Source organism: Paraburkholderia sp. SIMBA_027 (genome assembly GCF_046535315.1).
Lineage (GTDB): Bacteria > Pseudomonadota > Gammaproteobacteria > Burkholderiales > Burkholderiaceae > Paraburkholderia > Paraburkholderia tropica.
This window is the reverse complement of sequence record NZ_JAWRWY010000015.1, coordinates 111,321-124,988: the sequence shown is the minus strand read 5'-3', so window position 1 is coordinate 124,988 and position 13,668 is coordinate 111,321. Positions and strand designations below refer to the sequence as shown.

General features: G+C 63.9%; 11 protein-coding genes and 1 pseudogene. 6 read left to right on the top strand and 6 right to left on the bottom strand.

All coding sequences use genetic code 11. The annotated features are described in order from the left end of the window. Window positions 1–44 precede the first annotated feature (44 nt). Complete coding sequence (locus tag SB764_RS27075) at window positions 45–815, bottom strand: response regulator (RefSeq protein WP_410865639.1); 771 nt, start codon at window positions 813–815, stop codon at window positions 45–47. An 81-nt stretch (window positions 816–896) separates the two neighbouring features. After that, window positions 897–1,484 (bottom strand): hypothetical protein, encoded by a 588-nt coding sequence (locus SB764_RS27070; RefSeq protein WP_065060904.1) that lies wholly within the window; start codon window positions 1,482–1,484, stop codon window positions 897–899. Between the two features lie 393 nt (window positions 1,485–1,877). On the opposite strand from SB764_RS27070, the gene SB764_RS27065 reads away from it, so the two are divergent. From SB764_RS27065 to SB764_RS27055, 3 genes are all read left to right on the top strand, one after another. Continuing rightward, on the top strand, window positions 1,878–2,777 hold the full coding sequence (locus tag SB764_RS27065; protein ID WP_074981958.1) for a lysozyme inhibitor LprI family protein: 900 nt from the start codon (window positions 1,878–1,880) through the stop codon (window positions 2,775–2,777). A gap of 128 nt (window positions 2,778–2,905) precedes the next feature. Beyond that, complete coding sequence (locus SB764_RS27060) at window positions 2,906–3,673, top strand: response regulator (protein ID WP_183714709.1); 768 nt, start codon at window positions 2,906–2,908, stop codon at window positions 3,671–3,673. A 12-nt stretch (window positions 3,674–3,685) separates the two neighbouring features. Continuing rightward, entirely contained in the window at window positions 3,686–4,948 is a 1,263-nt protein-coding gene (locus SB764_RS27055) for an ATP-binding protein (RefSeq protein WP_065060907.1), read from the top strand. Window positions 4,949–5,021: 73 nt separating this feature from the next. Here the strand turns inward: SB764_RS27055 and SB764_RS27050 are convergent, their stop codons facing one another. After that, window positions 5,022–5,954, bottom strand: a complete 933-nt coding sequence (locus SB764_RS27050; RefSeq protein WP_080180785.1) for a tyrosine-protein phosphatase — start codon at window positions 5,952–5,954, stop codon at window positions 5,022–5,024. Window positions 5,955–6,432: 478 nt separating this feature from the next. Between SB764_RS27050 and flhC the strand changes: the two are divergent. Next, window positions 6,433–6,999 (top strand): annotated as a pseudogene (gene flhC, locus SB764_RS27045) (flagellar transcriptional regulator FlhC); the annotation flags it as partial. A 277-nt stretch (window positions 7,000–7,276) separates the two neighbouring features. Here flhC and SB764_RS27040 read toward each other — a convergent pair. Further along, the gene (locus SB764_RS27040; protein ID WP_124263106.1) at window positions 7,277–7,630 is read right to left on the bottom strand and encodes a hypothetical protein; all 354 of its coding nucleotides are present in this window, start codon (window positions 7,628–7,630) and stop codon (window positions 7,277–7,279) included. Between the two features lie 162 nt (window positions 7,631–7,792). On the opposite strand from SB764_RS27040, the gene SB764_RS27035 reads away from it, so the two are divergent. Then, complete coding sequence (locus tag SB764_RS27035) at window positions 7,793–8,326, top strand: hypothetical protein (protein ID WP_410865636.1); 534 nt, start codon at window positions 7,793–7,795, stop codon at window positions 8,324–8,326. Window positions 8,327–8,485: 159 nt separating this feature from the next. After that, window positions 8,486–9,616: a hybrid sensor histidine kinase/response regulator gene (locus SB764_RS27030; protein ID WP_110327212.1), complete on the top strand. Its 1,131-nt coding sequence runs from the start codon at window positions 8,486–8,488 to the stop codon at window positions 9,614–9,616. A gap of 46 nt (window positions 9,617–9,662) precedes the next feature. Here the strand turns inward: SB764_RS27030 and SB764_RS27025 are convergent, their stop codons facing one another. Both SB764_RS27025 and SB764_RS27020 read right to left on the bottom strand, forming a co-directional pair. Then, a complete protein-coding gene (locus SB764_RS27025; protein WP_410865634.1) occupies window positions 9,663–12,320 on the bottom strand; it encodes a response regulator in 2,658 nt (885 codons plus the stop codon). Window positions 12,321–12,348: 28 nt separating this feature from the next. After that, complete coding sequence (locus tag SB764_RS27020; RefSeq protein ID WP_410865632.1) at window positions 12,349–13,365, bottom strand: 3-oxoacyl-ACP synthase III family protein; 1,017 nt, start codon at window positions 13,363–13,365, stop codon at window positions 12,349–12,351. Window positions 13,366–13,668 lie beyond the last annotated feature (303 nt).

Below are 13,668 nucleotides of genomic sequence, written 5' to 3'. Positions count from 1 at the left end.
AGGCCGACATCGCTCGCCGACTGAACTGAACTGAACCGCGCCGCTCACTCTTCCTGCGCGGCGTCGGGCATGTCACCCGCGTATACGCTGTAGCGCTCGGCGAAACCGACTTCGCCGTCCGGCACGAACACGTAGCCGTGTCCCCAGACCGTCTGCAGATAACGCGGCTCGGACGGATCGGTTTCGATCAGCCGGCGCAAACGCCAGATCGCCACGTCGAGACTGCGATTGCGATAACGCCCCGCTTCGCCGTAGACGATTTCGATGATGCGTTCGCGCGACAGAATCGTCATCGCGTGATTGACGAACAGCTTCAGGAACGCGAATTCGCTCGACCGCAGCGGAATGCGTTCTTCGTCGCGATACAGCTCGCGCGAGCGGAAATCGAGTTCGTACGGGCCGAAGCGGAACGAGGCGCGACTTTCCGGCGCACCCGTCGAGTTCGACACGCTGCGGCGGCGCATGACCGTACGGATACGCGCGGCCAGCTCGCCTGGATCGAAGGGCTTGCCCACGTAATCGTCGGCGCCGAATTCGAGGCCGAGCACGCGGTCGATCACCTCGTTGCGCGCGGTGAGCAGGATCACAGGCAGGTCGTCGCCGCTTTCGCGCAGCGCGCGCAAGGCGCTGATGCCATCCAGCTCCGGCATCATGATGTCGAGCACCACGACCTGCGGCCGCTCGGTGCGCAACTGCTGCTGCAAGGCGCGCGCGGACGGCAGCTTCGTCACGGTGAAGCCGCGCATTTGCAGATATTCGGCGGTAACGTCGCGCACGACGGGATCGTCGTCGACGAGAAAAATATTATTTGCCATGCACAAATCGTAAGGGACGCAAACGGACCGGCATAGGCCCGCCGCCTTTCCATTCCTTTCCTGAATATGCGGCGTGAAAGACTACAGGCCGCGCGAAGCGGACTCGAACGTCGAACCCAGTTGCGTCTGATCCACCACCATGCTGTCCAGCAGGCCCTTGAGCTTCACCGCCGCGCTAGAAAAGCGGTCGGTGCCGAGCCCGCGCACTTCGTAACGCGCTGTCACCGCAATATGGTTATGCAAGAAGATCGTCAGATTGATGGTGGACAGATACGCGCGGCTGTCGTCGCTGAACGTCGGCTTGCCGTATTCGATCGACGCGTTGTAAACCAGCCGCCCCTCGCAGGTAACCGGCTCGGTACCGGGGCTGTAGACGTCCGAAGTCACGCCGCGCTGCGCCAGCACGAGTTGCAGCGACGGCACGAAATCGGCCGACGTCACCATCGGATTGTTCTCGATGCAGATCGACGCGATATTCACCGGCCGCCCGGTCACGAATCTCGGCGACGAGTAATTCGCCGCGACCGCATAACCCGCCTGGATCACGGAGCCCGTTGCATCGGCGGCGGTGATCAGCGTCCAGGCGCAGCCATTGAGCGCGAGCGCAGCGCCGAGCGCGGCGGCAAGGCGGGCCGCGCGGCGGACGTTGGAGCGAAAAGGATGGGGCATGGGAACGATGACATGACGCGTCGATGGGCTGCGCGCGCGATGCGAAGGGATGCAGGCGGCAGGGCTCGTCATGCATCATCAAGGTAAAGCGCACCACACGATGGGCGGGACATCGGCCATTGTTGACAAGCGCTTTCCAGTTCTTCGCAAATCTCACGCGAAGTAAGGACCGGAAAGCATGCTGCACGGGTTCAGGCCGTCGAAACACCCGCACAACTTACCGCACGCGTAATGGATGAAATGTTTCGTAAGCGGTGGACGCAATCGACCCGTTGAGCGCCGCTTTGCGCCAGAGGCGCTGAGCTATTGTTCTCATCGCGGCGCCTCGCGCCGTGGCGACGCCGGACTAGCCGCCCGTCGTCCCCCGCTATTTCATACAACATCGTGCCTGCCATGAATCGAGAACAGAAAATCCGTCGCGCTCACTCCCTTCGCCGCGGCCTGAACGTCGCTGCGCTCGCGCTCTTCGCGTCGCTCGCCGGTTCGCCGTTCGCTCAGGCGGCGAGCTTTCACTGCCCGCACAACGCCTCGGCATCCGAGCGCCTCGTGTGCAACGATCCGACGCTGTCCGCGCTCGACGACAAACTCGCCGCGCTCTATCACAGCGCGCTCGACGCGACGCCCGACACGACGGCGCTCGAAGCCGACCGCGTGAGCCAGTGGCAATGGCGCCAGCACAACTGCAAGGACAAGGCTTGCGTGACGGACTGGTATAACCGCCGCATCGCCGAACTTCAGGGCGATCTGCAACACGGCAAGCAAGCCAGCGTGCAACGCGTGAAGGACGGCGTGGTCGATCAGCACCTCGCGCCTTCCGCACAGGACGCCGTGCTGGAAATGAAGGGCATCGACGCTGCGCCGAAGGGCCAGAGCGACAAGCCGGCCCCGACGGCCGACGGCTCGAAGGCCGCGCCGAAGACGGGCGCGAAGCTCGCCGGCGCGCACACCGACGCCTCGCTGCATCTGGAAAAAATGCCGAGCGGCGTTGCTGCCGACGCGCGCCAGAAGCATCTCGCCGATGCACATACGCACGCCATCCCGGCTGACGAAGTCGCGCCGGCGAAGTCGGCCAAGCCGGCCGCCACGGCGGAAACCTCGGCCAAGGCCGCCAGCATGGCGGGTTCGGGCACGGCCTTCGCGAAGGCCGCGGGCATTGCCTCGCTCGACGCACCGTCTGCCGCGAAGCCGGCCGCTGCTGCTGCGCATTCGTCGGAAGAAAAATCCGCTGCCGCGACCGATTCGACGCAAGCCGCTCAAGCGCCGGTGCAGGAAAGCGCACTCGCCGCGAAGTAAGACAGGGCGCTCGCGGCGAATGGGATACGCAAGCCCGCGCCGCGAAAACCCACCCCAGGTAAGCCCGAGTAAGAAATAGAAAGAACGCCGCTATTCTGTAAGCCGTCGATAAGCATTAAAATTTCACGATGAGTCCACACGTTCTCATCGTCGACGACGATCCGGTCGTGCGCGATCTTCTCTCCCGCTTCCTGCGGGCCAACGGCTTCGAAGCCTCGGTCCTGCACGATGGCACGCATCTCGGTCAGCGTCTCGAACGCGAGCGGCCTGCTGTCGTCGTGCTGGACGTCATGATGCCCGGCACCGACGGCCTGCGCGCCCTCGCCGCCCTGCGTGCGAAAGGCGACGACATTCCGGTGATCTTCGCGTCCGCACGCGGCGCGGTCGCCGACCGCATCGCGGGCCTCACGCTCGGTGCGGACGATTACGTCGCCAAGCCGTTCGATCCGCAGGAACTGTTGCTGCGCATCCAGACCGTGCTGCGCCGTCGCGGCGCGGTACCCGCGGGTGCGCCGGAAGCACGCGAACGCTGCCGCTTTGGCCCCTTCGAGCTCGATTTCGAGACGCGCACGCTGTTGCGCGACGGCGAGCGCGTGGCGCTGCGCGACGGCGAATTCGCCTTGCTGAAGGTCTTCACGCGACACCCTTACCGCGTGCTCTCGCGCGTGCTCATTCACGATCTGCTGCATGCCGACGGCCTCGAATTCCACGAGCGCAGTCTCGACGTGCCGATCTGGCGCCTGCGCCGCGTGATCGAAGACGATCCCTCGCAACCGCGTTTCGTGCAAACGGTACGCGGCAAGGGCTATGTGTTCGTGCCGCTGCGCGAAGGCGAAACCGCTGACACCGACGCCCACGACGCCGAGGATGCCCAGGATCCCGACGGCGGCGCATGATCGCGTGAATGCATGAACAATCCGTTGAATACGCTGTTCGGGCGCATGGCGCTGATGTCGGCGCTCGTGCTGTTCGCGATTCAGGCGTGCTGGTTCGTCGTGTTCGCGCCGCAGCCGCGCCGCCATGAAGTCGAGGGCTTCGAGCGCGGCCTGCTGCTGATGCTGCACGCCGCCACCGGCGCGGCGCCCAACGAGCTCGAACTCGCACCCGCGTTGCGCGTGCATCTCGTGCCCACCTGGAACATGCCCGCCGACGTGAAGCTCGAGGTGCCGAAGCGCGAACCGCTCGCGGACCTGCGCCGGCAACTGCTGCGCGACCTGCCCGCCGGCACCGAAATTCTCGCCGACACGCGCAATCGCGCGACGCTCTGGGTGCGCTTTCCCGGCCATCCCACGTGGATCGTCGCGCCGATCGACCTGCCGCCGCCGCCCAATCTGGTGCCGCAATTCGCGTCGATGCTCGCGGTCTCGCTGCTGCTCGCGCTGCTCGCCGTGTGGCAGATGCAGCGCCCGCTGTCGATCGTCGCGCAGACCGCGCGCGCGTTCGGCTCGGGCAATCGTCCGCCGCCCGTCGACGAACTCGGTCCGCGCGAACTGCGCGAACTGATCGGCTCGTTCAACGGCATGATGAAACAGCTCAACGAAGCCGACGACGATCAGGCCATCATGCTCGCGGGCGTGGCGCACGATCTGAAGTCGCCGCTCACGCGCCTGAAGCTGCGCGCGAGCATGCTGGGGTCCGAGCGCGAGCGCGAACAGTTCACGCGCGAAGTCGATTCGCTCAACGACATCGTGCAGCAGTTTCTGGAATTCGCGCGGCAACGGCCGGAATCCGGTCCCGAAGTGGACGTGGATTCGCTGTTGCGCGAGCAGTTTTCATCCGATACGGCGGAGGAGGAAGACACGCTGTTCCGTCTCGATCTGCGCGCCGGTGCGGGCTTTCGCATGCCGCGCACGCTGCTCGACCGGCTAGTGTCGAATCTCGTCGACAATGCGCTCGAACACGGCGAACCGCCGGTGGAAATCGGCACGCGCCGCGAAGGGTCGAACTGGATTATCGAAGTCCGCGATCACGGTCCCGGCATTCCCGCCGAACGCGTGGCCGCGGCGCTCAAGCCGTTCGTGCGGCTGGACGAAGCGCGCGGCGGCGAAGGGCATTGCGGACTCGGTCTCGCGATCGTCACGCGTCTCGTGCGCAATCAGGGCGGACGCTGCGAAGTGTCGAACCATCCCGAAGGCGGTCTGCGCATCAAGATCGCGTTTCCAACCGCCTGAGTTTGTCGGCCCGGAAGGTGTGACGGGCGCTCGCGGGCGCCCGTTTCTTTTTATGTCTGGCGAAGCGCGCCGCTTACACCACGAGGCGGCCGCGCAGCAGATCCACCGTCGTCGAAGACAGCCCGAGACCGGCGTTGAGATAGCGGTTCAGATCGCCGAACCCTTTTTGCAGCGCATCGAACGCGCTTTGCAGATAGCTGGCCTGCACGGGCGGTGCGAGATTGTCCTCGTCGACGCCCGTCGAGCGCCACGCGTTCGTCAGCAGAAAATCCTTCACGACGATTTCCAGCGGCACGTTCGCGATCAGCAGCAGCAGCGCGCCCGCCCAACCCGCCACGTCCACGCCCTTTCCGCCCACCACGACGACCGGCCCGCCGGCCTGCGCGATCTGCTCGAGCAGCGCGCCGTACGCCATGCATTGCGTGTGACCCATGACGAATTCGCGCCAGTGCGCCTGCATGGCCGAATCGAGTTCCGGACCCGACATCCCGGCGAACGACGGCGGCGCATGCGTGCCGAGCACGTTCAGCGAAACGTAGCTCGCGGTGCTCAGCGGCGTATCCGGCAAAGCGTCGGCTTCCACCGGCGTGCGCAGATCGTAGATGCCCGCTAGCCCGATGCCTTCGAGCGTGGCCGTGTCGGCCGTATTCGCGGTCAGCACGTCGGAGCGATAGAGGATGGCGCGGCGAAAATGCGCGCCGTCGCTCGTCGAGTAGCCTGGCGCCGCGCCGCCCACGTCGCGGAAGTTCGCCACCGAATTCATTACCGGCGTGGGCGCGTCCTGCGGCCCGTCTCCGCCGGTGTAATCGCCGCCGCACGCGCTCAGCAGCGTGGTGCCGCAACCGCTCAGCGCCAGCACGCTCATCGTGCCCTTGAGCAGCCGGCGGCGCGGCGGACTGGCAGGCCCGGCCCCGCGCCGGCACGCGAAGTCGCCGGACAAGGGCGCGGGCACGCCCTTGCGCGCTTCCTTGCGCGAAGAAGAACTGGCGGAGAAACGAAGAATCATCGGTTAGCAGCTAAGGTATGAGGCTCGCGCGCGTGGGCGGGGCCAGCCTCTGCAACGGCGGGGCGTCGCATGCATTCGGAAAAACGAAGTTTACCGGCAGATGACCCCGAAAAGGTTACGACGCAAGACTCGGTAATAATTCGTAGGAAACCGCAGCGACTATAAATGCGCCGTCGCACGCATGCGGCGGCGTCATAAATCGCCATAAAAAACGGGGGTCGATCTGTTCTTTTCACCCGATTCTTTCCAGAACTTACCAATCCCTATAATCGTGAAAGCAAAATAAGAAGCGGCGCCCATTCCTGTGGCGGTTTCGCCGGAAAATGCCCGTCACGGCCCGTAATTCCTTATTAAATCCTGTAAATTCTTTCTAAATATTATTCTTGACGCTCGTTTGCGCGCTCCTATAATCGCCCGTGAATTCAGGCATTTAGGCCTGATTGTCGCGGCAGTAGTCACTGCCCAGGAGTTCTAAGTCATGTACAAAGGCAGTGTGACCGAGGAAGCGCGCGAGGTTTTGCGCGCAATCGAGCTGATCCAGCTTGGTGCTCGCATGCCGGTGCTCGAAAAGGAACTGACGCTCTCGAGAAATCGTCTGATTCGCCTTTATCGCGAACTCAAGAGCGCTTCGCCGCCCAAAGGCATGCTTCCGTTTTCGGCCGACTGGTATTTCACGTGGTTACCGAATATTCACGCTTCGCTTTTTTACAACATCTTCCTGTTCCTGAAAGACGAAGCGAAATGCAGCCGGCTCGATGCGCTCACACGCGCGTACCGCCTCTATATCGAGCACTGCGAATGCGCTGAAACCGAACGCGTGCTGAGCTTCACGCGCGCGTGGACGCTGCTGCGCTTCTTCGAGGGCGGTCTGCTCGCGCTCACGCGCTGCACGGTCTGCTCGGGCCGCTTCGTGCGCCACGCGCGCGATGCGATGAAACCGGCAACCTGCTGCATCTGCGCGCCGCCTTCGCGCGCCGGCGTCACGCGCGCAATGCTCGCCAGCCGCGAACTCGCGCAAGGCGCGGCAGATACGGCCGATTCGAGCGATACGCCGGATACGCCGACTTCGTCGAGCAAACGCAGGGGCACGTCACCGCTGAGCGAGATTTCCGAAGCGATGCGCGATACGCTCGCCGAAGTGAAACGCGCGGTCGATCCGAAGCGCAACGCGGCGGCGGGATCGTCGGGCAACGCAGCGGGCAAGCCGACCAGCCACCCCTTCCTGCCCAGGTCGATTCCCGTCTAGCGTTTGGCCCCGGCACTGCCGGCCGCATTCGCGAAACGGACCACGCAAAAGCGCGCCCCCGGCGCGTTTTGCCGCTTTACAGATCTTCTTTTTCCGTCGCCGCCAGCAACGCGCGAATATCGCTCGCGCACAGCCGGCACACTGCTTTGCCATCCTGACTAATGTGCTGCGCCTGGCGGCTCTCGCACAACTGCGCGGCCACTTCGATCGCATGCTCGTGCGCCGCCTGCCAGATTTCCCAGGCAATCTGCGCGCCGCTCTGGGCATATTCGTCGTTGGGGGCGCGTTCGAGCGCGTCGGGCTGTTGTGCATGGGCACGCACGTAATGCGCGCGGTACAGCGCCTCGAACACCATGCGCCGCGAAGGCCGCGTCACACGGGGCTCCCCGTCGGGGTTGCCGTTGTTCCGCTGCGCGAGGGCTTCGTCCACATTCGCCTCAAGGAGTGCTGTTTCATGCAAACGACATTGTGACAGGCCAAGCTGGACAAGGGGTCTCGGAATACCGCGAATTTCTTCGCGTTATTCGTGGACCGCACCAGGCGGACAACGTGGGATTATGGTTGCCGTGTAAAAAAATAGAAGGAACCGACCATGCAACTCGGGGGTACGACGTCGTTTTCCGGCGGGGGCGCCACGACGCAGAGGTTCAACGACGGCGCGGATGACGCGGCGGCCGCGCAAGCGGCTCAAGCCGCGCAGGCGACGCCCGACGTGAAGGTCTCCGCGTCGACCGGCAGCACGGACGATGCGGTCACGTCGCAGGACGACGCCGTGCGGATCTCGCCGCGCGGCTATGCCGCGGCGGCCAACGACGACAGCATCGCGGACGACGGCAACGACATCAACGTGGACGACAGCGGCGACAGCGCCACGGCGGACGCCAGCGCGGACGGCGCCGACGGCTCGGAGACCGGCATCGACAGCACGGACGGCGCACAAACCGACGGCTCCACGGACGGCAGCGGCGACACTGCGCCGAACGCGCAGCCCGTCAAATCGCTCGTCTACGGCGCGTTCGGCCTCGAACGCCCGGACCAGGCGCCCGATCCGAACCAGGCTTACAGCACCGGCCGATGGATCGCGGCGGCCATTACGGTCGGCGGCATCGTCTCGCTTTTCATCTGACGCGAGGATCCGGCGCAAGTCGCGTCACGTTTTGAGTCGCGGCTCGAATTGCGACCCGTTACGCATAAGACGAATGAAAGGCGCTGCGTCGGGTCACCCGGCTCGACTACAATCGCATTTCCACAAGAATCAACGCCCGATTCATTTGCCGGGAATGCGATGACCAGCGCCGCCCTCCACTCCACCTTCTCCATTCTCTTCGTCGACGACGACGAGATTTCGCGCGTGCACTTCGCGCGCGCCATGCATGGCCTCTATCCGGTACACGTCGCGCGCGGCGCGGAGGAAGCCATGAGCGTGCTCGCGCAGCATGGCGCGGAGATCGCGGTGCTGGTGACCGACTTCCGCATGCCCGAGCGCGACGGCGACCAGTTGCTGGAGGAAGTCGCGCAGAAATATCCGCAGATCGTGCGCATTCTGGTGACGGCGTATGCCGACAAGGACATGCTGCTGAACACGGTCAACACGGGCAATGTGTTCCGTATCCTCGAAAAGCCGCTGCGCATGGAGGCGGTGCGCGACGTGCTGCAACAGGCGGTGGCGCGTTATACCGAACGCGAAACGCGTCAGCAGCGGCTGCTGGCAATGGATGAAACACTGGCGTTTCTCGCGCATGAACTGAACACGCCGCTGGCGACCATCGCGCTGTTCGCGCGCACCATCGAAAACGATGTGTCGGGCGAATTCGACCCCGACTCGCAAACCCGCATCGCGAGCGCGGCATCGTCGATGCTCAACAACACGCAGTATTGCCTCTCGCTGATCTCGTCGTTCTGGGCCACGCTGCACAAGAACAGCGGATCGCCCTCGCTCTCGCGCGACGGCACGCGCGAAGTGAGCGCCACGCGCCTGATCGCCACGCTGCTCGACACCTATCCGTTCGCCGCCGCCCAGCGCGACTGGATCACCGTGGACGTGCAGCAGGACTTCGTCGTGCGCGCGATGCCCAATTGCGTCGCGCTCGTACTTTCCTCGCTGCTGTCGAACGCGTTGCGCGCGCTCACGAACGCCACCGAGCCCGCGCTGCATATCGAAGTGCTCAGGAACAGCGAGCATGAGATTCGCGTGCGCGACAACGGCACGGGCATCGCGCCCGACGTCAAGGCGCGTCTGCTGCAGGACCCCGTCACCACGCACGCCGAAGACGGCGGTCACGGCATGGGCATGATCTTCTGCAATCGCATCATGCGTTCGTTCGGCGGCAGCCTGCGCATCGACTCCGACTGGGGCGAGGGCACCACCGTCACGATGGGTTTCGGCAACCCGCACAAGCCCAGCGAAATCCACTGATTGCCGCGTCGCGATCGCCGTTCTCTGTATTCGCGCGGCCGAAGCGTCACTCGTCGTTCAACGCATCGCGATACCCGTTCGCCGACGCCGACGCCACGAAATAGCGCTGCAACGCATCCGCCGACCGGTTGCAGAGTGTCGTGACCTGCGCGAGCCAGTCGGCTTCCGTGGGCCACTGTCCGTCGAGCACACGCGGATAAATCTGCCGCACGTACACGTGCAGCGCCTTCGCGCCGATGTTCCCGCTGATGCCCAGCAGCAGATGCAGCGTGAAATGCGCCGCCTTCACATCGCCGGCCTGCGCGCTGTCGGCCAGTTGACCGATCAAGGTGCGGATCTGCGCGATGCCTTTGAGGAAGGTCTGATCGAGCATGTCGAGCGACGCCAGTTCTTCCAGATGCGCCTCGTCGAGCAGTTCGGTATCGATCGCAACGGACGGCGACGTGGCCGGGGTCGATGCGCGGCCGGATGCGTTATCCGCTGCACGGCTCGCTGCATGGCCCACCGCGCTGCTCGACGCAAGACGCGCACGCGCAACCGGCGTGCGCGGCGTTTCCGCGTGTTCGTGCGCACTCGCGGCGGGCGTCTGCGCGAACTGCCGCGCGAGACACGCATAGAGCGCGCCCACGCGCACCGGCTTGATCATCACTTCGTTCATGCCCGCGTCGAGACACGCGCGCAACGCTTCCATATCGGACTGGCCCGTCAACGCCACGATGGGCGCCTTCGCGTACGCGTCGTTGCGCGCGCGGATGGTCGCCGCCGTTTCCACGCCGCCCATGCCCGGCATGTTCATGTCGATCACCAGCGCGTCGATCGCGAGGCCCTGGTTGAGCCGCTCCAGCACGCCCAGCCCGTTCTCCGCTTCGAGCACGCTCGCGCCGCAGCGTTCGAGATAACTCTTCGCGACCATGCGGCTATAGGTGTCGTCGTCGGCGACGAGAATCGTCTTGCCCGCGAAGCCGTCGAAGCGCCGGTTGCGGCGGCTGCGATCGACGTTCTCCATCAGCGTTTGCAGCGCGCTGATCAGCTCGACCATGCTGATGGATTTACCGATCGTCTCGTCCATGCCCGCGCCCTGCGCCAGCACCCGCGCGACGCTATGCGGCTCCGACGTATAGCCCACGATCAGCGCATTCCAGTTCGCATGCGCGCGGTCGGCGCGAATGCGCTCGGTGGTGGTATAGCCGTCGAGGCCCGGCATGTTGATGTCCATGAGGATCAGGTCGAACGGCGCGGCGTCCTGCAGCAGCGCGAGCGCCTTTACGCCGCTCTCCGCCTCGCTCACCTGCGCGCTCACGCCGGACAGCGCCTGACTCACGCGCGCGCGCTGGCCCGCGTCGTCGTCGACGAGCAGGATGTGCTTGTGCGCGAAGAACTGCGTGGCGCGCGCGAGCACCTGCTGACGATGCGTCGCGACTTCGGCCTCCGACACCACCGGGAATTCCAGCGTGAACTGCGTGAACTTGCCGACTTCCGAACGGCAGCCGATGCTGCCGCCGAACGAGCGCATGGCGCGCTGACAATACGCGAGGCCGAGGCCCGTGCCGGCCAGGTTGCCGTGCGTGCGGAACGGCACGAACAGATGCGACATGATCTCGGGCGCGATGCCCGGCCCCGTGTCGTGCACGATGACCTTTTGCCGTTCGACGGTCAGCGTCAGCGTGGCCGACGGATTCGCCGCCATGTGATGCAACGCGTTGCGGATCAGGTTGAACAGCGTGAACAGGTAAACCGTTTCATCGACCTTGAACGTGAAGTCCTCCAGCACCACGAGCCGCACTTTGCTGCGCTCCTTGCGGTCGCTGAAACCATATTCGTCGAGCGCCTTGCGCGTGGCGGCCGCCGCGCTCGCGTAGGTGAGATTGTCGGAACGCACGGGCTTGGCGCTCACTTCGTCGAGGGTCATGGCGATGATGCGCAGACCGCGATCGATCGCGAGCTGGCCATGTTCGAGATGCTGCGAAAGCGAGCCCACGCCGCTCGACGACGACACGGCGGACGGCCGCGTTTCGGTCATCGTGGGCAGCGCTTCTTCCATGCGGTCGAGCACGTAGCGCAACTGGCTCAGCGGATTGCGCATCTCGTGCGCGATGGTGCCCGCGAGCGCGCGCAGCGCCTCGTTTTTCGCCTGCGCGGTGATGCCCTTCATGTTGCTGTGGCTGAACGTGACACCCGCGCAAATACCGAACGCGAACACCGGCAGATACACGAACAGCAGCATGTGCGAATCGACCGCGAGCAGGCGCGGATCGACGATCCACGCGCACAGAATGGCCACGCCGACGCCAATGACCAGATTCGCCGCCAGCGCGACGAACGACGGAAAAATCGCGATCAGGAAAAACACCATGCCCACTTCGGCCATGGACCACAGCATCGAATAATGGCCGCTGAGCAGATACCAGGTGAAGAAAAACGGTAGCGTGTAGGCTACCGTCGCAAAGTAATACCACGGCAGGAAACGCGCGGCGCCGGCGGGCCAGAAGCGGCGCAGCAACAGCAGCACGCACGCGATCGAACCCACCACGCGCATCGGCAGATTCTCGTTGGGCTGCGGGTCGACGAACGTCCACCAGAACCAGTACAACGGATGACCGAGCGCACCAATCACGCCAACGGCCAGCACGCTGTAATCGGACACGTGGTAGGCGTCAATCACCCGCTGCTTCAACACGCGGATGCCTCCTGCAATGGCTCTCATATTGTTCTCGATATGCGCTCAGTCAGTCTCAGAAGATGAAGCTGCTGACATTGAATGACATGCCCGCGCTGCCCACCCAGCAGAGCGCGCGGTCGCCGCGCTTGAGCGCGCCGCTTTCCTTCGCCAGCGAGATCGCCGCGGGAATGGAAGCGGATACCAGATTACCCGTGTCGGGATAGACGTGATACATCTTGTCGTCGATGCCGGCCTTCACGCCGTAACCGTGCCACGCCGCCTTCGACGAGGCATGCGTAAACACGATGTCGATGTCCTTGCGAGGCACCGCCAGTGTCGCGAACACGTCGATCAGTTCGTCCGAGTTCTTGTGCAGATCGTGACCGTACGATGTAAAACGCATGTCGCCGTTCTTGCCGATCCGTTCGGACGGGTGACAAAACCCTTCGTAGCCGGGAATGGGGATCGTGCACAAGTCGGAAACCTCGGGCTTGCCGCGAAATTCAAAACGGAAATTATCAGGCTCTTTCGCCACGACGAGGGTTGCGGTGGCGGCTTCGCCTATCGTGAACGATGGTAATGTATATTCGACCTGCGCGTGGTTCTTCAGTTCGAAGTTGGCGGGATAGAGCGGGCCGCCGTCGAGCATGTTGAATTCGGCGTTGACGATCATCGCATTGCGATACTGGCCCGCCTTGAACAGGCTGTCCGCAATCGACATGGCGCGCGTCCAGCTCATGCAGGCATCCACCACGTCGAAGCATTCCGCATTCACGAAGCCCAGCGCGCTCGCCATCATGTGGCTGTTGCCCGGCTCCAGAAAACCGCGGCCAATGCCGACGAAAATAAACAGCTCGATCTGCTCGGGCCGCAGATACGATTCCGAGAGCGCTTTGCGCGTGGCCATCGCCACATGATCGATCGGCGACTCGTGCTTGCCGCACCAGCGCCGGTTCACCAGCCCGCTGCGGTCGAGCAGCGTCTTGATGGTCCGCAGCGTTCTGTCGACATCGCCTTCGAATCCCGAGGAGTGAAAGCGAATCAGATCGACGACTTCTTCATTTGAAACGACCCGTGACGGAAGGCTCACAGCGACATTCTTGATAAGCATAGAAAATCCGTGAAAGACGTAGATGGATGAACAAGAAAGATTGCGCGCGCAATGCACGCAGATATCGCAACGCGCGATCTCCGGCCTTGCGGCCCTCGTACATTAGCGCTTCCATCGTTATTCACGAATTGCCTGTGAGGCTGGCCAGTCACTTTCGAAAGGGCGATCTATTCGGTCGCCGCCCTCGACGCTTCATCGATTCAAATACTTTCCTTTCATTACAGCCACACCGGATAACGGCAAGCCGCATTTGAAACTTGAGCAGGTGAAATGCGGATGCCG